This is a genomic window from Microbacterium allomyrinae, from assembly GCF_020682705.1.
In the GTDB taxonomy this organism is placed as follows: Bacteria; Actinomycetota; Actinomycetes; order Actinomycetales; family Microbacteriaceae; genus Microbacterium; species Microbacterium allomyrinae.
The window spans coordinates 110,517-131,369 of the sequence record NZ_JAGTTN010000008.1 but is presented as its reverse complement, the minus strand read 5'-3'; the positions used below and the strand labels follow the sequence as shown (position 1 = coordinate 131,369).

Here is a 20,853-nt window from a genome sequence, read left to right as displayed (position 1 = left end):
GGCGCCGGCCGAGCGCGGCGCCGGCCGAGCGCGGCGCCGGCCGAGCGCGGCGCCGGCCGCGACCGCTACAGATTCCCGCGAGCGCTACAGATTCCCGCGAGCGCTGCGTCGCGCGACGGCGCGCTCGCAGGAAGGTGGCGCACAAGACGCATCCGTCGCGTCGCGCGACGGCGCGCTCGCAGGAAGGTGGCGCACAAGAGGCATCCGTCGGTCGGCGAGACGACACGGCGCCCGACGTGGCACAGTGAATCCATGAAGAAGTGGATCGTGCGATTCGGCGCGCTGCTCGTGTTCAACATCGTCGTTCTGCTGGTCGTGGGGTGGCTCACTCCCGCACGCGTGGGCTGGGCGGCGCTGTGGGCCGGCATCGTGATGACGGCACTCGTCATCTGGGTCAAGCCCCTCGTCGAGAAGTGGTTCCGCTCGATGGCGGCGAAGTCCGCGAACCAGCGCACCAAGGCCGGCGAGAAGATCGTCGAGTTCTTCCTCGCCTTCGCCATCGCGTTCCTGGTCTGGATCGCGACCGTGCTGCTGTCGGGCGTATCGATCGGCGGCGGCATTTTCGGAGCGTTCTGGGGCTATGTGCTGCCGCCGGTGATCCTGCTCATCGGCTGGGCGATCTACGGCGCGATCGACGACAAGGTCGAGGCGCACGCGGGCGCCCTCTACGACAAGGCGTCCGGTCGCACGGCGACGACGACGACGGATGCTGCCGCCCCCGCAATCCCGACGCCCGAGGCCGCGGCCGGCAGGCGAGAGCTGCAGGACGGCCTCACCGACGAGCAGCGGCGCATGCTCGACGAACTCGGCAACGGCTGAATCTCTCGGCCGAGCACGACCGGACGCGTTCCGGCCGTTCATGAAAGGCATGTAACAAACCGACGCGCACCGCCCGCGGCGCCGCGCCCGTCGCCCATGATGGAAGCATTCCGTCGCGTGCCCGACAGCACGAGCGCGCGACGAACCCGGCTTCTGGAGGCACCATGTCGCGTCGTTCCCGTTCCCTCTCCCTGGTCGTCGGCGCCGCTGTCGCGGCGCTCGCGCTGGCAGGCTGCGCGTCCGGCGGGTCGGCGTCGCCGACGGAGTCCGACGACGCGGATGCCGGGTACCTCACCCCGGGCAAGCTCACCGTCGCGACGGGCGAGACCGCGTACTACCCCTATGTCATCGACGACGACCCGGCGTCGGGCGAGGGCTTCGAGGCCGCCGTCGCGTACGCGGTCGCAGAGGAACTCGGCTTCGCCGCCGAAGACGTCGAGTGGGTGCGCACGAGCTTCGAGTCCGCGATCGCTCCGGGTCCCAAGAGCTTCGACTTCAACATCCAGCAGTACACGATCACCGACGAGCGCAAGCAGGCCGTCGACTTCTCGTCGCCGTACTACGAGGCGAGTCAAGCGGTCGTCGCGATCGAGGGCGGCGCAGCCGATGGCGTCACCGACATCGCGGGGCTGAAGAGCCTCGTGCTCGGTGCCATGGCCGGATCCACCAGCGCCACCACGATCGACGAGGCCATCGACCCCGACGTCGAGCCGCTGCTCTACAACTCCAACGAAGACGCGGTCGCTGCGCTCCAGGCGAATCAGATCGACGCGATCGTGCTCGACCTGCCGACCGCGTACTACGCGACCGGCGTCTACATCGAGGACTCCTTCATCGTCGGCGAGTTGCCGGTGGCGGGTGTTCCCGACGAGTGGGGCCTGCTGCTCGCGAAGGACTCCCCGCTCACCGCCGACGTCACCGCCGCGGTCGACGCGCTGCGCGAGAACGGCACCCTGGCCGAGATCACCGACGAGTGGCTCGGCTCCGGGCAGGGTGTGACACTCCTGAAGTGACGCCGCGCTAGCGTCGTTCCGTGACCTCCCACCTGCCGAGCGCGCTCGAACTCGACCGCCGGGCCTATCGGCACCGCCGCGAACAGCGCTCGGTGCTGCTCGCGGTCGTCTCGACGCTCGCCTTCGCGGCGATCGTCTGGCTGACGGTTTTCACCACTCCCACCTGGGCCGTGGTCCAGGAGTCGTTCTTCAACCCCGAGGTGGCGCTCGAGGCACTGCCCCGCGTCTGGAACGGCTTCCTCCTCAACCTGCAGGTGCTGGGGCTGTCCGTCGTCACGGTCGGTGTCTTCGCGCTGTTGATCGCGGTGCTGCGCACCCTGCGGGGGCCGGTGTTCTTCCCCGTGCGCGTGCTCGCGGCGGCCTACACCGACGTGTTCCGTGGCCTGCCGTTCATCATCGTGCTGTTCCTGTTCGGCTTCGGGCTGCCGACCATCGCCGACACGCGCATCCCGCCGATCGTCCTCGGCACGCTCTGCGTCACGCTCACCTACTCCGCCTACGTCGCCGAGGTGATCCGCGCCGGGATCGAGGCGGTGCATCCTTCGCAGCGTCTCGCGGCACGCTCACTCGGACTCGGCTACGTGCAGACGCTGCGTCGAGTCGTCCTTCCGCAGGCGCTGCGCAAGATCACGCCGCCGCTGATGAACGACTTCGTCGCGATGCAGAAGGACGTCGGCCTGATCTCGATCCTCGGCGCCGTCGATGCCGTGCGCGCCGCGCAGATCGTCACATCGCAGACCTACAACTTCACGCCGTACATCGTCGCCGGAGTGCTGTTCATCCTGCTCGCGATCCCCTCGATCCGACTCACCGACTGGTACACCGCGAAGCTTCGCGCACGCGAGCAGACGGGGTCGGTCCTATGAGCGTCCTGCTGCGCGCCGAGGGCCTGTGGAAGTCGTTCTCCGACCGTGAGGTCCTGCGCGGCATCGATCTCACGCTCGCGAAGCACGAGGTGATCGCGCTCATCGGCGCGAGCGGATCGGGCAAGTCCACGCTGCTGCGCTGCCTCAATCTGCTCGAGCCGATCGACGACGGACGCATCATGCTCGGCGAAGAGGACATCTCCGATCCCCGCGTCGACGCGAACGCCGTCCGCGCGCGCTTCGGCGCCGTGTTCCAGAGCTACAACCTCTTCCCCCACCTGTCGGTGCTCGACAACGTCACGCTCGCCTCGCGCGTCGTGCGCCGGGTTCCGAAACGGCAGGCCGAGGAGCGCGCGCTCGCTCTGCTGGAGCGGATCGGCCTGGCCGATAAGGCGTCCGAGCATCCCGATCGCCTCTCGGGCGGGCAGCAGCAGCGTGCCGCGATCGTCCGCGCGATCGCGACCGAACCCGAGGTGCTGTTCCTCGACGAGATCACATCGGCGCTCGATCCTGAGCTCGTGGGCGAGGTGCTCGAGCTGGTGCGCAGTCTCGCCGAGGACGGCGCGACGATCCTGATGGCCACGCACGAGATGGCGTTCGCCCGGGATGTCGCGCACCGGGTCGTGTTCCTCGATGAGGGCCGCATCGCCGAGGAGGGCCCACCCGCGGAGGTCTTCGGCGCACCGCGGGAGGAGCGCACGCGAGCGTTCCTGACGCGCTTTCTGAACTGAGCGTGTCAACCAGTTGACTCTCGGCGAGTCAACTGGTTGACTTGAGGCGTGTCCGAACGCATCAGCTTCACGCTCCACGAGCTCATCGCCGAATTGGACGCGTACGCCGACGACGTGCTGCGTCAGCACTACGGCGTGAGCTTCAATCACTTCCAATTCCTCGCGATCCTGTCGGAGGTGGAGCCCGCCGACATGACGACACTCGCCCGTTGCCTGGGCGTGACGAAGGCCGCAGTCAGCAAGCGCGTGCCCGCGCTCGTCGATGGCGGCTGGATCACCGCACGGTCCGAGCAGGGCGCCGGGCGCAGCATCCTGCTCACGCTCACGCCGAAGGGCGCCGACCTGGTCCGCACGGCGGGCACGGCCCTCGAAACGGAGTTCACCGCGATGCTCGCAGACCCCGCCCTCGACGCGGATCCGATCGACGTGCCTCGACTGAACCGCCAGCTCGCGGCGCTGACCGGCCTCGTGATGGAGAAGTCGGCGGCCCGGATCGCCCGAACGAAGGAGACCGCACCATGACCTCGCCCCGCATCCTCGTCGTGATCGGCACGCCGCTCGCCGGCAGCCTGAACCACGCGCTCGCCCACTCGTACGCCGAGGCCGCGCGCGCCGGCGGCGCCGAGGTGCGTGTCGTCGACCTCGCCGCTGACGACGTGCCCCGGCATCCGTCCCTTCGCGACGAACTGCGGATGCCGCGCAGCGATGCCGACCTGCCGCTCGCCGATGATGTCGCCTCGTACATCGACGACGTGGACTGGGCCGACCACCTCGCGTTCTTCTTCCCGCAGTGGTGGGGGTCCTACCCCGCCGTCCTCAAGGCCTGGATCGACCGCGTCTTCGTGTCGGGCTTCGCGTTCCGCTACCGCGAGCGCGGGCGGCTGTGGGACAAGCTGCTCACGGGTCGCACCGCGCGCATCGTGATGACGATGGACTCCCCCGGCATCTGGAACGCGTGGATGTACCGCGACTCCCCGATCCGGTCGCTGCGGTCCGCGACGCTGCAGTACTGCGGCATCCGCGTGCGCGGGGTCACACGTCTTGCCGAGGTGCGGCATCGTACGGATGCCGATCGCGCGCGCTGGATCGGCGGCATGGCCTCGCTCGGGGCGACGGATGCCGATGCCACGCGTGCGCGGGAGCGCGCCGAGCTCGTCGGCGCCTGAGGGCCGGAGGTCAGCCGAGCGAGCGCTCGGCCGCCTCGACCACGTTCGTCATGAGCAGCGCCACGGTCATCGGGCCCACTCCGCCGGGATTGGGCGAGAGCCATCCGGCGACCTCGGCCACATCGGGCGCGACGTCGCCGTAGATCGCCGATTTGCCGGTCTCGGGGTCGGTCTCGCGCGTGACACCCACGTCGAGCACGGCCGCGCCCGGCTTGACGTCCTCGGCCCGCACGATGTGCTTGACGCCCGCGGCGGCGACGATCACGTCCGCCTGGCGCAGGTGCTTCGCGAGGTCGGCGGTGCCGGTGTGGGTGAGGGTCACCGTCGCGTTGTACTCGCGGCGGGTGAGCAGCAGCCCGATCGATCGGCCGATCGTGACACCGCGACCGACCACGACCACGTCCTTGCCGTTGAGGTCGTAGCCGTTGCGCAGCAGCAGCTCGATCACGCCGCGGGGCGTGCACGGCAGGGGCGAGGTGATCGGGCTGTTGACGTTGAGAACAAGGCGCCCGAGGTTTGTCGGGTGCAGGCCGTCGGCATCCTTCGCGGGATCGATGCGCTCGAGGATCGCGTCGGTGTCGATGTGTCTGGGCAGCGGCAGCTGCACGATGTAGCCGTGGCAGTCCGGGTCGGCGTTGAGCTCGTCGATCAGCGCCTCGACGTCGGCCTGGGTGGCCTCGGCGGGCAGCTCCCGCTGAATCGAGTTCATGCCGATCTCTTCGGATTGCCGGTGCTTCATGCCGACGTACAGCTGCGACGCGGGGTCGGCGCCGACGAGCACGGTCGCAATGCCGGGTGTGACGCCCCGGGCTTTGAGGGCTGCGACACGTCCGCGCAGCTCTTCCTTGATGCCGGCCGCGGCCGCACGGCCGTCGAGCGTGATCGCCGTCATGTTCTGGTTGCCTTTCGTCCCAGCGAGAATCGCTCGGGCGCGTGAGACTCCGCAGGAGTCTCACGCGCGTCGGCGATTCTCGACGAAGTGGTTGTTACTGCTGCAGACCGGGGTACAGCGGGAAGGCGGCGGTGAGGGCAGCCACGCGGGTGCGCAGCGCCTCGACGTCGGCGCCGGGAAGCAGCGCCAGCGCGATCACGTCGGCGACCTCGGTGAACTCCGCATCGCCGAAGCCGCGGGTCGCCAGTGCCGGGGTGCCGATGCGCAGGCCCGAAGTGACCATCGGAGGGCGCGGGTCGTTCGGCACCGCGTTGCGGTTCACGGTGATGTGGATCTCGTGCAGCAGGTCTTCGGCCTGCTTGCCGTCGATCTGGGCGTCGCGGAGATCGACCAGCACGAGGTGCACGTCGGTGCCGCCCGAGCGCACGGAGATCCCGGCATCCTTCACGTCCTGCTCCGACAGGCGGTCCGCGATGATCGAGGCACCGCGGAGCACGCGCTCCTGGCGCTCGGCGAACTCGGGGGTCGCGGCGAGCTTGAACGCGGTCGCCTTGGCGGCGATCACGTGCATGAGCGGTCCGCCCTGCTGACCCGGGAACACGGCCGAGTTGATCTTCTTGGCGATGTCGGCGTCGTTCGTGAGGATGAAGCCCGAGCGGGGTCCGCCGATCGTCTTGTGCACCGTGGACGACACGACATGGGCGTGGGGCACCGGATTGGGGTGCAGCCCTGCCGCGACGAGGCCGGCGAAGTGCGCCATGTCGACCCAGAGCAGCGCGCCGACCTCGTCGGCGATGGCGCGGAAGGCGGCGAAGTCGAGCTGGCGGGGGTAGGCGGACCACCCGGCGATGATGACCTTGGGCTTGTGCTCCACGGCGAGGCGGCGCACCTCGTCCATGTCGATGATGCTCGTCTCGGGGTTCACGCCGTACGCGACGATGTTGTAGAGGCGACCGGAGAAGTTGATCTTCATGCCGTGCGTGAGGTGGCCGCCCTGGTCGAGCGAGAGGCCGAGCAGCGTGTCGCCGGGGCGCGCGATCGCGTGCAGCACGGCGGCGTTCGCCGAGGCGCCCGAGTGCGGCTGAACGTTCGCGAACTCGGAGCCGAACAGCGCTTTCGCGCGCTGGATCGCGAGCTCTTCGGCGACGTCGACCTCTTCGCAGCCGCCGTAGTAGCGGCGCCCCGGGTAGCCCTCGGCGTACTTGTTGGTGAGCACCGAGCCCTGCGACTGCAGGATCGAGACGGGAACGAAGTTCTCGGATGCGATCATCTCGAGATAGCCGCGCTGACGCTCGAGCTCGCGCTCGAGCACCTGGGCGATCTCGGGGTCGACCTCGGAGAGAGGGGCGTTGAAGTACTGATCGGTCATGACGATCTCCTTGACTGCGGCTTTCGGGGTGCGCGGCACGGGGTACCGGGAATCACATCGGCCCAGGCGTGCGGTCGAATGCCGTAGTCCGTCGCTCCCCGGTGGTAGTCCACCTCAACGCCAGTCGCGACATCCCGAGCATAACGGATTCCGCGGTCCGAGCGGTGCTCGTGACCGTCCTGCTAGGCTGAGCCCGACCTTTTGTTAGGACTCTTTACATGATTCGTCGTCGAGGACGGGCTGTCGTGACCGCTGCTGTCGTCGCCGCGCTGCTGGCCGCATGCGTACCGGTCGCAGAGAATGGAGACACCGTGTCGCTCCCCGCCGTCGTCCCCCTCCCCTCCTCACTCGAGGCCGGCTCCGGCGAGCCGTTCCGCCTGACCGACGAGATCGCGCTGCGCGGAGAAGCGGATGCCGCGGCAACGCTGACCGCACTGCTCACGGCCCGCACGGGGCTGGCGCTCTCTTCGGCAGCGTCAGGGACCGGCGGCGTGGAGCTGCGCATCGAGCGCCGCGGACCCGCCGAGTCGTACCGGATCACCGTGGATGGGGCCGCCGTCGTCACCGGTGCGGATGCGGCCGGCCTGTTCTACGGTGTGCAGACGCTGGCGCAGCTGGTGACGCGCGACGCCGACGGCTGGGCGATCCCCGCGGTCCGGATCGACGATGCGCCGCGCTTCGCCTACCGGGGCGTCATGCTCGACGTCGCCCGCCACTTCCACCCGGTCGAGACCGTCAAGGCCTACATCGACCGTGCCGCGACGCTCAAGTTCAACGCGCTGCACCTGCATCTGAGCGACGATCAGGGCTGGCGCGTGCACCTCGACTCCCGCCCACGCCTCACCGAGCTCGCGAGCGGCACGTCGGTGGGCGGCGACCCGGGCGGCTTCTACACGAAGGACGACTACCGCGACATCGTCGAATACGCGGCGTCGCGGCACATGGTCGTCGTGCCCGAGGTCGACCTTCCCGGCCACACGCACGCGGTCGGCCTCGCATATCCGGAACTGGCCGAGGCGCCGGTGCTCAGCGACGACATCCGCGAGACCGGGGGCGAACTGCCGATCGCGGGTGCGCCCTACGAGGGAATCGCCGTCGGCTTCTCGTCGCTGCGGATCCACGACGAGGCGACGTACGACTTCGTCGCGGACGTGTTCGGCGAGCTCGCCGGCATGACCCCCGGTCCCTATCTCCATCTCGGCGGCGACGAGGCCCTGGGCACGTCGGCCGAGGACTTCGCGTTGTTCGTCGAGCGGGCGAGCGACATCATCGCCGACCTCGGCAAGACCCCGGTCGCCTGGCACGAGGCGGGCTCCGCGAAGGGCGTCGCCGACACGACGGTGGGGCAGTACTGGGGGTACGTGACTCCGACGGACGGCATGGACGACAAGGCGCGGGCGTTCGTCTCGAACGGCTCTCAGCTGATCCTCTCGCCCGCCGATGCGATCTATCTCGACATGAAGTACCCGAGTGGGCCCGCCCTCGGCCTCTCGTGGGCGAACGGCCCGACGAGCGTCGAGGACGCGTACTCGTGGGAACCGTCCGACGTCATCGCCGGTATCGACGACTCCGACATCCTCGGCGTCGAGGCGCCGATGTGGACCGAGACGATCCGGACGCTCGACGACATCGATCTGATGGCCTTCCCCCGGATCGCCGCTGCCGCGGAGGCTGCCTGGTCGCCCGCGACCGGAGCGAGCGAGTTGCGCACATGGGAGTCGTTCCGGGCACGGGTCGGCACGCTCGGACCGCTCTGGACGAGCCTCGGCATCGGCTTCCACCCGTCCGACGAGATCTCCTGGGCCACCGAATGAGGGGCGCCCCCGAAGTGAGCACAGTCACCGAATGAGCACAGTCACCGAATGAGCAGAGTCACCGCATGAGCACACTCGTCCACTCCGTCCGTCTGCTCGGAGCCGCGTCCATCGACCCTGCCGCGCGCGACTCGTGGGCGCTGTTCGACGAAGGACGGGTCGCGGCCATCGGCACCGGCGGCGACCTCCCACCCGCCGACGAGACGATCGACGGCGCGGGCGGATGCCTCGTCCCCGGGTTCATCGACATCCACGGCCACGGTGCGGCGGGCGCGAGCTTCGACGACGGACCGGATGCCGTGCGCCTGGGCCGGGCGCTGCACCGTGCGCACGGCACGACGCGCGCCGTACTCTCGCTCGTCACCGCCTCGGTCGACGACCTCGCCGTGCGCGCCGCCATGGTCGCCGACCTGTGCGAGTCCGACGACACGATCCTCGGGTCGCACCTGGAGGGCCCCTTCCTCGACGCCGGTCACAAGGGCGCGCACACCGAGAGCCTGCTGCGCGCGCCGGATGCGGCATCCGTGGATCGCCTTCTCGAAGCCGGCCGCGGCACGATCCGTCAGGTCACGCTGGCCCCCGAGCTGCCGGGCGCGGACGCCGCGATCCGACGCTTCGTGGGCGCGGGCGTCGCGGTCGCCGTCGGGCACACCGATGCCGATGCCGCGACCGCACACCGTGCGTTCGACGCGGGTGCCACGCTGCTCACGCACGCGTTCAACGCGATGCCGGGCATCCACCACCGAGCGCCGGGGCCGGTGATCGCGGCGCTTCGCGACGACCGGGTGATCCTCGAGATCATCGCGGACGGCGTGCACGTCGACCTCGACGTCATCGCCACGGTCTTCGCCGTCGCCGGTGGCCGCGTGGCGCTCATCACCGACGCGATGGCCGCCGCCGGTGCGAGCGACGGACACTACTCCCTCGGCGGACTCGCGGTGCAGGTCGTCGACGGTGTCGCGCGCCTGGAGGACGGCGGCGCGATCGCGGGCTCGACACTGACCCAGGACGAGGCGCTGCGCCGAGTCGTCGCCGCGGGGATCGCGCTGCCGGTCGCCGTCACGGCGCTCACGTCGACTCCGGCACGTGCGATCGGCCGCCCCGACCTCGGAACGCTCGGCCTCGGCTCGATCGCCGACGCGGTGCTGCTGGACACGGAGCTCCGCGTCCAGCGGGTGTGGGTCGCGGGCCGGAGCGCCTGAGTCTGCTCGAGGACGCCCTGGCGCGGAGGCCCCTCCCCCGAGTCGCCTCCGCGCCGACGGCGCCGCGTTCGCCCGCGGGCGTACCCGGGTCCCCAATTCGCGACGACCGTCACTGAGCAAGACGTCCGCGTCGCCGTTTCATGACGCGGAGTCTCGAATCCGTCGCCCCGCCCCGCCCCGCCCCGCCCCGTCCCGCCCCGTCCCGCCCCACCCCGCCGCGACGCTCGCCCGCGCGCGGCCGGGCATTCCACGGGGCCTCTCCTGCCGGACCGTGCGCCCCTCGGCTCTCGGGGCCGCGCCGTAGAATGGAGAGATGTCCGACACGCCCCACGCCACCCCCGCATCCATGCCCCCAGGCAAGGCTGCGGCGCAGAACGCCGCGCCGGCACCGGGAATGCGCGCACCGCTTTCGGCGATCGACATCCTGGCGTTCCTCTGCGAGATCCTCGCCTTCGGAACGCTTGCGCTGTGGGGCTTCACGATGTGGCCGTTCCCGTGGAACATCGTCGCCGGAATCGGCGCTCCCGCCGTGGCGATCCTCACCTGGGCGCTGTTCGTCTCGCCGCGTGCGGTCTTCGCCGTCCACCCGTTCGTGCGGGCATTCGTCGAGCTCCTCGTCTACGCCTCGGCGACGATCGCCTGGTGGAGCATGGGCAACGCCTGGATCGGCCTCGCCTTCGGCGTCGTCGCCGTGACGGTCGGCGTGATCGCCGGCCGCCGGCACCTCTCGTGAGCGCCGCGCCCGACGCCCACGGCGAGTCCGAGGTTCTCGGCCGGCTGCGCGCGGCGCTGGGCGATCGCGTCGACACGACGGCACAATCGCGAGCAGCCGCGCGCGCCGACAAGTCGGGCCATGCAGCATCCGGGATGCCGCTCGCCGTGGTCCACGCGCGCTCGGTCGACGACGTGCAGCAGACACTGCGCATCGCCACCGCGACCGGCACACCGGTGGTGACCCGGGGCGCGGCCACCGGGCTCGCCGGCGGCGCGAACGCCGGCAGCGGCGAGATCGCGCTCTCGGTGCGCGCCATGGACCGCATCGTCGAAGTGCGTCCGGACGATCTCCTGGCCGTCGTCGAGCCGGGGATCCTCAACGCCGACCTCAACAGCGCCCTCGCGCAGCACGGCCTGTGGTGGGCGCCCGACCCCGCCAGCCGGGCGATCTCGACCGTGGGCGGCAACATCGCGACCGGAGCGGGTGGCCTGCTGTGCGCCAAGTACGGGGTCGTTCGCGACGCCGTGCTGGGCGTGGACATCGTGCTGGCCGACGGACGGATGCTGCGCCTCGGCCACCGCACCGTCAAGGGCGTCACGGGGCTGGATCTCACCTCCCTCGTGATCGGGTCCGAGGGCACGCTCGGCGTCATCGTCGGCGCCACGCTCAAGCTCCGGCGGCTGGTGCCCGGAGACGTCTGCACGATCGCCGCGACCTTCCGCGACGTGCGCACCGCGGCAGAGGCATCCGCCGCGGTCACCGCGTCGGGTGCGCAGCCGGCCATCATGGAGCTGATGGATGCGGCATCCCTCACCGCCGTGCACGCACTGCTCGGCCTCGACGCCCCCACGCCGGGGGCCGCGCAGCTCACGATCCAGACCGACGGGCCGGCCGCGGCGGCCGAGGCCGAAGCGATCGCGGCGGTGCTGCGCACCGCGGGCGGCAGCGTCGTGGTCTCGCAGGACCGCGAGGAGGGCGAGCGTCTGCTCGCGATCCGGCGGTCGATGCATCCGGCCATGGAGACGCTGGGAACGACGCTCATCGAAGACATCTCGGTGCCGCGCAGCGCGCTTCCTGCGATGTTCGACGAGATCGCCCGCGTCGAACGCGAGCACGGGGTCGTGATTCCGACGGTGGCGCATGCCGGAGACGGGAACCTGCACCCGAACTTCGTCTTCGACGCGCAGCCCGACGCGGCAGGGATCGTCGAGGCGCCCCCGCACATCTGGGCTGCCGCCGACGATCTGTTCCGCGCCGCGCTGCGCCTGGGGGGCACCCTGACAGGTGAGCACGGTGTGGGCGTGCTCAAGCGACGCTGGCTCGTGGATGAGCTGGGCGAGGATCAGTGGGAGCTGCAGCGACAGATCACCCGGGTGTTCGACCCGCAGGGGATCCTGAACCCCGGCAAGGTGTTCGCGCGGGGATGATGCGGCGGAGACGGCGGAATCCGCCCGTCCCCCGCCGCCCGGCGCGGTCTCAGATGCCCTGCCAGTCGGGCTTGTTCGAGAACGCGTAGCGGTAGTAGTCGGCGCGCGTGAGCTTCGCCGCGGCCGCCTCGTCGACGACGACCGTCGCGTGGGGATGCAGCTGGATCGCCGATCCGGGGAGAGACGCGGTCACAGGCCCCTCGACGGCGCCGGCGACCGCGTCGGCCTTGCCCGCGCCGAAGGCGAGAAGCACCAGGTGTCGTGCGCGCAGGATCGTGCCCAGCCCCTGGGTGACGCAGTGCATCGGGACGTCGTCGACCGAGTCGAAGAAGCGCGCGTTGTCGTGGCGCGTCTGCTCGGTGAGCGTCTTGACGCGCGTCTGCGACGCGAACGACGAGCCCGGCTCGTTGAAGCCGATGTGACCGTCGGTGCCGATGCCGAGGATCTGCAGGTCGATGCCGCCCGCCTCGAGGATGGCGGCCTCGTACTCGTCGCCGTGGTGCTCGATGCCCTCGGGCGATCCGTCGGGGGTGCGGATGCGGGCCGGGTCGAGCCCGAGGGGCTCGACGACCTCGCGCGTGATGACCGAGCGGTAGCTCTCGGGGTGCGCCCGGTCGATCCCCACGTACTCATCGAGGGCGAACCCGCGCACGTGTGACAGGTCGACGCCAGCGACGCGCGGTCGCAGCGCTTCGTACACGGGCAGCGGCGTCGAACCGGTCGCGAGTCCCAGGACGGTCTCGGGGTTCGTGCGGATGAGGCGCACGATCTCATCGGCGACGAGCGCGCCCGCCTCCGCCGCGTCTCGAACGATGACGATCTCAGCCATGTGCCAGTGCCTCCTCGGCGTCGTGTTCGGCAGTGCCGGCGGCGCCCACGAGGGCGGCGCCGAGAGCCGCCGCCGGCGAGCCGGCCGGGAGCAGCTCCACTCGCTCGCGCAGGCGCAGCGAGCGCATGAAAGGGGATGCCTCCGCACTGGCTGAGAGCTCGGCTGCGACATCCGTCATCAGCCGCTCGCCCAACGCGGTCACACCTCCTCCGAGAACAACGATATCGACGTCGGCGGTGAGCACGAGCACCCGGATCGCGGAGGCCACCCCTCGGGCGAGCCCCGCGCGCAGCTCGAGCGCCGCCGGATCTCCCGCGTCGGCGGCGTCGAAGATGTCGCGCACGGGCAGAGCGCCGCGACGCGCCCAGCGCTCGGCCACCGCACCGCCGCCCGCGAACGCCTCGATGCAGCCGCGCTGACCGCAGCGGCACAGCGGCCCGCCCGGGTCGACCGAGATGTGGCCGACCTCTCCCGCGGTGCCGCGCGCGCCGCGCCACAGCACCCCGTTCGACACGATCCCCGCCGCGATGCCGGTGCCGACGTTGAGGTACGCCATCGACCCCGGTCTGGGACGCCCGCCGTCGGCGCCGTGCATCGCGTACGCGCCGAGGGCTGCGGCTTTGACATCGTTCTCGACCTGCACGGGGACCCCGAACGCGGGCGAGACCGCCGCGGCGAGATCGAGCTCGTCGACCCCCAGGTTGACCGCGTGCACGACGCGGCCGCTCCCCGGCTCGATCTGACCCGGGATGCCGATCCCGACCGACCGCACCGCGTCGAGGTCGATGCCGCGCTGGGTGCCGAGGGCACGGACCGCGTCGATCACGGTCTGGGTCACGGCATCCGGTCCCCACCCCGTCGGCACGCGGAGGCGTCCCACGATCGTGCCCGCGTCGTCCACGGCCACCGCGTCGGTCTTGGTTCCGCCGACGTCCAGTCCGACCTTCATCGGCCGCGCTCCCGTGTGGAGGCGGCGCTCTGATCCTCGCGCATCAGCCCTTGACCGCCCCGGCGACCAGACCGCTGGTCATGCGGCCCTGGACGATGACGAAGAACACGATCACCGGGATGGCGACGATCGTCGACGCGGCCATGACCTCGCCCCAGTCGATCGCGCGCGATGCGCTCTGCTGCACGAAGCCGCGCAGCCACAGCGGCAGCGTCTCGCTCTCGGCGTTCATGATGACCAGCGCGACGGTGAACTCGTTCCAGCACTGCAGGAACGCGAACACGCCCGACGCCACCAGCCCCGGGGCCAGCAGGGGCAGCGTGATGCGCATGAACGCCTGGGTGCGGCTCAGCCCGTCGACCATCGCGGCCTCTTCGAGCTCTGCCGGCACGCCCGCGACGAAGCCGCGCAGCATCCACACAGTGAACGGGACGACCGCTGCGATGTAGAGCAGGCTGAGGCCCAGCACGTTGGAGAGCAGCCCGAGCTCGCTCATCATCTTGTACTGCGCGATGAAGAGCCCCTCGGCGGGCAGCATCTGGATGATGAGGATCGCCAGCACGAAGGTGGTGCGGCCCCGGAAACGGAAGCGGCTGATCGCGACCGACGCGAGGAACGCGAACAGCAGGCAGCAGAAGACCGCGATGAGGGTCACCGACACGCTGATGCCGAGGGCTCCGAAGAAGCTCCCGTCGATCACCGCGGTGAAGTTGGCGAACGATCCGCCGAACGGCAGGAACGTGGGAGTGAAGGACTCGAGGGTCGCCGACGACAGCATCGACGAGTTGATCATCCAGTACACCGGGAAGACCCAGATCAGGGCGATGACGATCGCGAGGACGCCCCAGCCCCAGGTGGCGGCGGAGCGGCGGCGCGAGCGGCGCGCGGGCGCGACCGCGGCCGGGCGATCGGCGCGCGGCGCCGGAGCGGACACGACCTGCGCGGGTGCGGGAGTGGGTGTGGACACAGACATCAGACCTGGTCCTCCTTCAGGAGACTGCGGATGTAGAACCAGCTGAGGACGATGGTCAGCGCCAGCACGAAGAGCGCCATCGCGGCTCCCTGGCCGTAGTTGAGACCTGCGACGCCCATCTTGTAGATGTACGTGCCGAGCAGGTCGTAGTCGCTCGAGTTCGAGCCGGCATCCTGCAGCATCGTGATCTGCGTGAAGACGCGCAGATCCCAGATGAGGTTCAGCAGCAGCACGATCATGATCACCGGACGGATGACCGGCAGCACGATGAAGCGCAGTCGCTGCCAGCCGGTGGCGCCGTCGAGCTGGCTGGCCTCGATGATCTCGCCCGACACCTGGGTGAGGCCGGCGTAGGAGGAGAAGGCGACGAAGGGAACCGACATCCAGACCACGATGATCGATGCGACGAGGAAGAAGACGAACGGCTCGCCGCCGATCCAGTTGAACTGGTTCATCTCGACGCCGGGGATGAGATCGAGCAGATAGTTGACGACGCCGCGGCGGCGGTCGAAGAGCCAGATCCAGACGGTCATGGCCGCAACGACCGGCATCGCCCATGCGAGCAGGAGCGAGAGCTGGAGGATGATGCGCACCGTGGCGGCGACGCGGGTCATGAGCAGTGCGAGCGCCATGCCGATCACGACGGTGATGAAGGCGGTGACGAGGCAGAAGACGATCGAGCGCAGCGCCACCGCCCAGAAGGTGGGGCTCGTCGCGATCGCGATGTAGTTGTCGAGCCCGACGAATTCCGGCGCCTTGCCGCCGAGCTGCTGGAGGGCGCCGTACTTCTGGAAGGACGTGATGACCTGCCAGATCACGGGGTAGCCCATGCCGAACAGCAGGATCACGATCGCCGGGATCAGGAGCAGATGGGCGATGGGCGGGCGGCGGCGCGAGCCGACGGATTCGTCGGGGCGTGCGTCGCGTTGCAGGGTGGTGGGGGCAGCAGTGGCCATGCCCGCCTCCTTCAGGGGTCTCTCAGGGGTCCGGGGTCGCGAGCGGACAGCTCGCGACCCCGGCTTTCACGGAATCTCAGCCGTTGATGATGGCGTCGATCTTCTCGTCGTACTCGCCGGCGAGGGCTTCGATGTCACCACCGGCCGCGACCTTTCCGAAGAACTCCTCGAGGATCTTCTGACCCTCGACGGCAGCCCAGCCCGGCGCGGCCGGGGTGAGCTTGGAGTTCAGCGCCGACTCGATGAGCGCCGCAGCGAAGATGTCGTCGCCGAGCGAGTCCACGAACTGCGTGTTCGCAGGTCCCAGGCCGTTCTCGCCGAGCATCTGCTGGTACTCGTCCGAGTAGATGATGCGCAGCAGCTCCTTGGCTCCCGCCTGGTTCTCGCTCTTGGCCGAGATGCCGATGTTCGAGCCGCCCGCGAATACGGGTGCGGCTTCGCCCTCGGTGAGGCCGGGCAGCGGGAAGACGCCGAACGTGTCGTCGTTCCACTCGCGAACCTCGGAGACGGTGCCGTCGTCGGCCGTCTTCTCCTCGACGAAGTCGCCGATCGACCAGTGCGCCCAGCCGGGAGCGATGATCGTGGCCGCCGTGGGGGCCGCGCCGCTCTTGTCGTTGTTGATGTTGACCCAGGGCGTGCTGTCGTCCTCGGTCGCAGGCGCGTTCGACGCGTCCGCGAACAGGGCCTGGAACTGCTCGAGGCCCGCGATCGTCTTCTCGTCGCTCAGCGTCGACGTCCAGGTGTCGCCGTCCTTCGCCGCGAGCTCGCCGCCGTTGGCGAAGATCCACGAGATGCCGTTGCGCCAGTCCTCGCCGCCGATGTAGAACCCGGACTGGTCGTCGGTGCGCAGCGCCGCGACCGACTCGTTGAACTCGTCGAGAGTGGTGGGAACTTCGAGGCCCGCAGCCTCCCAGATGTCCTTGCGGTACGTGATGTAGCGCGAGCCGAAGTAGTACGGCAGCGCGTACTGCGCGCCGTCGACCGTTCCGACGTCGACGAACGACTGGAGCAGGTCTTCGCCGCCCAGGTCCTCGTACACGCCGCTCAGGTCGCTGAACGCGCCCGAGGTCGTGAAGGTCGGCGACCAGGTGTTGCCGATCTCGGTGACGTCGGGGGTGTTCTTGGCGTCGGGCAGCTGGTTGGCGAGCTTGGTCAGCGCGTCACCCCAGGACTGCTCCTCGATGGTGAGGGTGCCGCCGGTGGCGTCCTCGTACTCCGCGACGAGGTACTCGCGCAGCGCGGCCGGCGTGTCGCCGCCCATGAGCCAGAACGTGATGTCCTGCCCCTGGGCGCCTTCGGTGTCGAATCCCGAGGCGTCGGAGTCTCCGGTGGGCGTGCTCGCGCCGGCGCAGCCGGCGAGCACCAGTGCCGAGGCGCCGAGAAGCGCCACGGCTCCAAGCGTCTTCTTCATGGTCTCTTCCTTCGTGTTCTCTTGGTGTCGGGCGGGTCGGGTGACCCATCCGGGGGGGTGATGACGGGTCGGGTGACCCATCCGGGGGATCTTCAGATGTGGGGCGATGCGGATGCCGGAGCGCGAGGCCGGGCGCGAACGGCTACGACACGCCGAGCTGCCCGGACAGGACCATGACGGCGGCGCCTCGCAGGACGATGTCGTCGCCCTGTTGCGTCATGCGCACGCGCACACCCTCGTGCGGCTGGGCCAGCGTGCGGGCGCGGAGAGTTGCCAGGGCCTCCTCGGCGAGAGGCCCGCTGAGAAGCTCGGGCGGCCCCGACAGCACGATCTCCGATACGTCGAGAGCACCGACGACCGGGGCCAGGGCGATGCCCAGTCGCTCGCCCGCGTCGCGCAGGATGCCTTCGCGATCGGCGGGAGCGGACGCCGCGGCCAGGCGCGAGGTGAGGGCGGGCACCGACAGCCATGCCTCCAGGCATCCCACCTTGCCGCAGGCGCACTGCGGCCCGCCGTCGGTGCCGACGGTGACGTGGCCGATCTCGCCGGCGGCGAAGCGACTGCCGCGCATGGGCTGACCGGATGCAAGGAGCCCTGAGCCGACGCCTCGACCGACCTTGACGAGCAGCACATCGTCGGCTGCTCCGCCGAACGTGTACTCGGCGAGCACCGCGGCGTTCGCGTCGTTGGCGACCAGGACCGGCAGCCCCAGGGCCCCGCGCAGCGCGCCTTCGAGATCGAAGCCGGCCCAGCCGAAGTTCGGCGCGGTCAGAATCACGCCGCGGTCATCCACGACACCGGGCGTGCCGACGCCGATCCCGAGGACAGGGGCATGCGAATCGGCCACGAGGGCACGGGCGAGGTCGACCATGGTGCTGACGAGATCTGCGGCGACGGGCAGCGGCACCTCGCGACGGGCGACGATGCTGCCGTCGAGCGTCAAGACGGCGCCGATCAGCGAGTCGTTGCCCGACAGGTCGATTCCGACGATGCGGTGACCGTCGCGATCGAGATCGATCAGCATCGCGGGTTTGCCGGGGCCCGATGCTTCGCGCACCCCCATCTCGGCGACGAAGCCGTCGGCGATGAGCTCGGCGACGAGGTCGGACATCGTCACGCGTGTCAGCCCGGTCTCGCGTGCGAGATCGGCACGACTCATGGCGCCCTGGTGGAACAGCGTCTGAAGCACCAGCGACCGGTTGTGTCCGCGGGCGTGCTCGGGAAGAACCTTGCCGCCCTGGCGGAGCGTGCGTCCGGGAGCGAACGCACGCCCGTGGGCGACAGGCTTGGACGGCGACTCCAGGATCGAAGGGCCGCTCTGCGCATCCGACGTTGACATGTTTGTTAGTAGACCTTACGAACAAACAAACCGCAAGCGTTCCCCTCCATTTGATCGGATGGTTTACAAAACTGTTACGCAACGGCATCCGTCCCGGTGGGGCGAGGCGGACCCCTGATGCACCGGAATTCCGTCCCTTACAGTGGTGCGATGACCACGTCGCGCCTGGCCCGCCCGATCGCCGCTCTGACAATCGCCTGCACCGCTCTGCTCGGGCTGACCGCGTGCAGCGGCATCCCGTTCCTCCCGGGAGGATCGGCGGGCGACGCCACCACCGCGCCGCGGAGCGAGGACGCCTCGGGCGACGACGGCCAGTCCACCGCCGCTGCGTGCCAGCTGGTGCAGGAGACGATCACCGAGGCCACCGACGAGTTCGAGAACGTCTCCAGCGAAGACCCGGGCGCCGTCGTCGACGCGATGAACGCCGCGGCCGACCGCCTCGCGGACATGTCATCGGAGATCACCAACGACGAGGTCGCCGCCGTGCTGCCCTCGCTCCAGGAGATGTTCCAGAATGTCGCCGACGTCATGGGCGCGATCGCCGAAGGCGACGTGTCGAAGCTCGCCGAGATGGAGGAGCTCGGCACGACCTTCCAGGAGACCGGCGAGAAGTTCCAGGAGCTCTGCGCGCCCTGAGCCAGCCCTCCCCGCACGCGTGATCAGCCTGTAACCCGCGCGCTCGCGCGCGTCGATTACCATGAGGGAAGCGTTGCTCACAGTCGGGGGGTGAAGACGTGACGGATCTGGCGACCAAGCCAGGCGCCGATGAGGCGTCGAACGACGGTGTCGTCGACCCAGGGGAATCCGAGACGACCCCCACGGACGGCACACCCACCGGCGGCGGGCCCGATGCACCCGTGTATGCCTGGGCTCCGGTCGAGCCCGAGCCGAAGAAGCGCCGGACGGCGCTGTGGATCGGCGTCGGCGCGGGAGCGGCAGTGGTCGCCCTGGTGGCGTCGTCGCTCGTGCTGATCGCCCCCGGCACCACGGTCGCCGGCGTATCGGTCGGCTGGATGACGCCGGGGGCCGCGGCCGATGCGATCGAGCAGCGGCTCGCAGCGACCACCGTCGTGCTGACGGGAGAAGGCGGCGACGTCGAGGTCACCGGCGCCGACCTGGGCGCTTCGGTCGATGCACGCGCCCTCGCCGATGCGGCATTCGCCGAGCACCCGATGTGGAACCCGACGACGTGGTTCGCCCCCGTGCCGGCGGCACCCGTGTTCGTCGACGCAGAGGCTGCGACGAGCGCCCTTCGCGCCGCCGCGCCGGAGCTCTACACCGACCCCGTCGATGCCGTCCTCGCGTTCGATCCCGCGACCGCGTCGTACGTCGCGACCCCCGCCGTCCTCGGCACCGGCATCGACGTCGATGCCGTCCGCGACACCCTGCAGGCAGCATTCGCCGCCGGCGAGGAGCGCGTCGAGTTCGAGGTCGTCGAGGCCGACATCCAAGCCGATACGCCGACCTACGTGGCGACGGCCACGGCCTCGCGGCTCAACGCGATGCTCGACTCCGCCGGCTTCTACATCGGCGAAGAGCGCACCGTCCCCGTCGATCGGGCCCTCGCCGCCTCGTGGCTCACGGTGGCCCCCGGCGAGCGCGGCACCTTCGAGATCACCGCCGATGCCGGGGCGATCCAGCCCCTCGTCGACGGCCTCGCCGCGTCCGTCAACCGGCCGGTGGAGAACGGCGCCGTCATCACCAACTCTTCCGGCGATGTGCTCCGCGAGGAGGCGGCAGGCGTCTCGGGCCGCGAGCTCGGCGACACCTCGAACGTGGCGTCCGACTTCGCCGAGCAGCTGGCCACCGGCAACGCGACGTTCCAACTGCCCGCGACCGAGGTCGAGCCCGTCATCACGACGCTGGCCCGCACCGTCGAGGTGAACCTCTCCACCCAGACGGCGTCCCTCTTCGAGAACGGGAGCGTCATCGGCTCCTACACGATCTCTTCGGGACTCCCCGGAACGGCGACTCCCACCGGGCGCTTCACCGTGAACGCCTACACCCGCATGCAGGACATGGGTGCGCTGTGCTACAACCCGAACGCAGTGAACAGCTATTGCACAGAAGACGTGCCCTGGATCACGTGGTTCGCGCCCGATATCGCCTTCCACGGCGCGTCGGCCTTCCGTTCCTCGCTCGGTTTTCCGCAGAGCCACGGCTGCGTGAACATGTGGAACGACGATGCCAAATTCGTCTACGAGTGGACGGCCACCGGCACCGAGGTCTGGGTCCACTACTGATCACGAGCGCGATCATCGCCCATCGGCGCCGATCGCCGCGAGCCCATCCCGAAGAGAGCCGTGCCGCCCCTTCGGTCGACCTGTGCGGCCCCCGCGGGAGCACAGCCTCCCGTGCAGCGGCCGGCGTGGGGTTTCTGAC

Annotated in this window: 20 protein-coding genes and 1 riboswitch; of the genes, 12 read left to right on the top strand and 8 right to left on the bottom strand. The window is 70.0% G+C overall.

Translation table 11 applies throughout. From position 1 onward, the window contains the following. Nucleotides 1–252: 252 nt before the first annotated feature. The 6 genes from KEC57_RS17595 (at nt 253) to KEC57_RS17570 (ending at nt 4,595) form a co-directional block, all read left to right on the top strand. Entirely contained in the window at nt 253–819 is a 567-nt protein-coding gene (locus KEC57_RS17595; RefSeq protein ID WP_229386001.1) for a hypothetical protein, read from the top strand. A 164-nt stretch (nt 820–983) separates the two neighbouring features. Then, entirely contained in the window at nt 984–1,832 is an 849-nt protein-coding gene (locus tag KEC57_RS17590) for an ABC transporter substrate-binding protein (protein WP_229386000.1), read from the top strand. Nucleotides 1,833–1,852: 20 nt separating this feature from the next. Continuing rightward, a complete protein-coding gene (locus KEC57_RS17585; RefSeq protein ID WP_229385999.1) occupies nt 1,853–2,698 on the top strand; it encodes an amino acid ABC transporter permease in 846 nt (281 codons plus the stop codon). After that, nucleotides 2,695–3,429: an amino acid ABC transporter ATP-binding protein gene (locus KEC57_RS17580; protein ID WP_229385998.1), complete on the top strand. Its 735-nt coding sequence runs from the start codon at nt 2,695–2,697 to the stop codon at nt 3,427–3,429. Before KEC57_RS17585 ends, KEC57_RS17580 begins: the two co-directional genes overlap by 4 nt. A gap of 48 nt (nt 3,430–3,477) precedes the next feature. Further along, nucleotides 3,478–3,951, top strand: a complete 474-nt coding sequence (locus KEC57_RS17575; RefSeq protein ID WP_229385997.1) for a MarR family winged helix-turn-helix transcriptional regulator — start codon at nt 3,478–3,480, stop codon at nt 3,949–3,951. After that, nucleotides 3,948–4,595, top strand: a complete 648-nt coding sequence (locus tag KEC57_RS17570) for an NAD(P)H-dependent oxidoreductase (protein WP_229385996.1) — start codon at nt 3,948–3,950, stop codon at nt 4,593–4,595. The genes KEC57_RS17575 and KEC57_RS17570 overlap by 4 nt, the downstream gene beginning before the upstream one ends. A 10-nt stretch (nt 4,596–4,605) precedes the next feature. Here KEC57_RS17570 and KEC57_RS17565 read toward each other — a convergent pair whose 3' ends face one another. Together KEC57_RS17565 and glyA are read right to left on the bottom strand one after the other, a co-directional pair. Next, nucleotides 4,606–5,487, bottom strand: a complete 882-nt coding sequence (locus KEC57_RS17565) for a bifunctional methylenetetrahydrofolate dehydrogenase/methenyltetrahydrofolate cyclohydrolase (protein WP_229385995.1) — start codon at nt 5,485–5,487, stop codon at nt 4,606–4,608. A gap of 94 nt (nt 5,488–5,581) precedes the next feature. Continuing rightward, nucleotides 5,582–6,856 carry a serine hydroxymethyltransferase gene (gene glyA, locus KEC57_RS17560; RefSeq protein WP_229385994.1) on the bottom strand — a complete coding sequence of 425 codons (1,275 nt, stop codon included), beginning with the start codon at nt 6,854–6,856 and terminating at the stop codon, nt 5,582–5,584. A 53-nt stretch (nt 6,857–6,909) separates the two neighbouring features. Then, a riboswitch (ZMP/ZTP riboswitch) is annotated at nt 6,910–6,994 on the bottom strand. 173 nt (nt 6,995–7,167) lie between these two features. Between glyA and KEC57_RS17555 the strand changes: the two genes are divergently transcribed. The 4 genes from KEC57_RS17555 to KEC57_RS17540 all read left to right on the top strand — a co-directional run bounded on the left by KEC57_RS17555 (nt 7,168) and on the right by KEC57_RS17540 (nt 12,014). Beyond that, nucleotides 7,168–8,670, top strand: a complete 1,503-nt coding sequence (locus KEC57_RS17555) for a beta-N-acetylhexosaminidase (protein ID WP_372457099.1) — start codon at nt 7,168–7,170, stop codon at nt 8,668–8,670. A gap of 65 nt (nt 8,671–8,735) precedes the next feature. Then, nucleotides 8,736–9,872, top strand: a complete 1,137-nt coding sequence (gene nagA / locus KEC57_RS17550; RefSeq protein WP_229385992.1) for an N-acetylglucosamine-6-phosphate deacetylase — start codon at nt 8,736–8,738, stop codon at nt 9,870–9,872. Nucleotides 9,873–10,185: 313 nt separating this feature from the next. Next, nucleotides 10,186–10,605: a YrdB family protein gene (locus KEC57_RS17545; RefSeq protein WP_229385991.1), complete on the top strand. Its 420-nt coding sequence runs from the start codon at nt 10,186–10,188 to the stop codon at nt 10,603–10,605. After that, nucleotides 10,602–12,014 (top strand): FAD-binding oxidoreductase, encoded by a 1,413-nt coding sequence (locus tag KEC57_RS17540; RefSeq protein WP_229385990.1) that lies wholly within the window; start codon nt 10,602–10,604, stop codon nt 12,012–12,014. Before KEC57_RS17545 ends, KEC57_RS17540 begins: the two co-directional genes overlap by 4 nt. Before the next feature lie 49 nt (nt 12,015–12,063). Here KEC57_RS17540 and KEC57_RS17535 read toward each other — a convergent pair whose 3' ends face one another. The 6 genes from KEC57_RS17535 to KEC57_RS17510 all read right to left on the bottom strand — a co-directional run bounded on the left by KEC57_RS17535 (nt 12,064) and on the right by KEC57_RS17510 (nt 18,471). Continuing rightward, nucleotides 12,064–12,843, bottom strand: coding sequence for a glucosamine-6-phosphate deaminase (locus KEC57_RS17535; protein ID WP_229385989.1), 780 nt, complete (start codon nt 12,841–12,843; stop codon nt 12,064–12,066). After that, the gene (locus KEC57_RS17530; RefSeq protein WP_229385988.1) at nt 12,836–13,792 is read right to left on the bottom strand and encodes an ROK family protein; all 957 of its coding nucleotides are present in this window, start codon (nt 13,790–13,792) and stop codon (nt 12,836–12,838) included. The genes KEC57_RS17535 and KEC57_RS17530 overlap by 8 nt, the downstream gene beginning before the upstream one ends. 43 nt (nt 13,793–13,835) lie before the next feature. Beyond that, a complete protein-coding gene (locus tag KEC57_RS17525; RefSeq protein ID WP_229385987.1) occupies nt 13,836–14,765 on the bottom strand; it encodes a carbohydrate ABC transporter permease in 930 nt (309 codons plus the stop codon). Further along, on the bottom strand, nt 14,765–15,721 hold the full coding sequence (locus KEC57_RS17520; protein ID WP_229385986.1) for a carbohydrate ABC transporter permease: 957 nt from the start codon (nt 15,719–15,721) through the stop codon (nt 14,765–14,767). Before KEC57_RS17520 ends, KEC57_RS17525 begins: the two co-directional genes overlap by 1 nt. A gap of 76 nt (nt 15,722–15,797) precedes the next feature. Continuing rightward, nucleotides 15,798–17,132, bottom strand: coding sequence for an extracellular solute-binding protein (locus KEC57_RS17515; RefSeq protein ID WP_229385985.1), 1,335 nt, complete (start codon nt 17,130–17,132; stop codon nt 15,798–15,800). Nucleotides 17,133–17,274: 142 nt separating this feature from the next. Beyond that, nucleotides 17,275–18,471, bottom strand: a complete 1,197-nt coding sequence (locus KEC57_RS17510) for an ROK family transcriptional regulator (protein WP_229385984.1) — start codon at nt 18,469–18,471, stop codon at nt 17,275–17,277. 150 nt (nt 18,472–18,621) lie between these two features. Between KEC57_RS17510 and KEC57_RS17505 the strand changes: the two genes are divergently transcribed. Beyond that, nucleotides 18,622–19,107: a hypothetical protein gene (locus tag KEC57_RS17505; protein ID WP_229385983.1), complete on the top strand. Its 486-nt coding sequence runs from the start codon at nt 18,622–18,624 to the stop codon at nt 19,105–19,107. A gap of 98 nt (nt 19,108–19,205) precedes the next feature. Then, the gene (locus KEC57_RS17500) at nt 19,206–20,714 is read left to right on the top strand and encodes a L,D-transpeptidase family protein (protein ID WP_229385982.1); all 1,509 of its coding nucleotides are present in this window, start codon (nt 19,206–19,208) and stop codon (nt 20,712–20,714) included. Nucleotides 20,715–20,853: the final 139 nt, after the last annotated feature.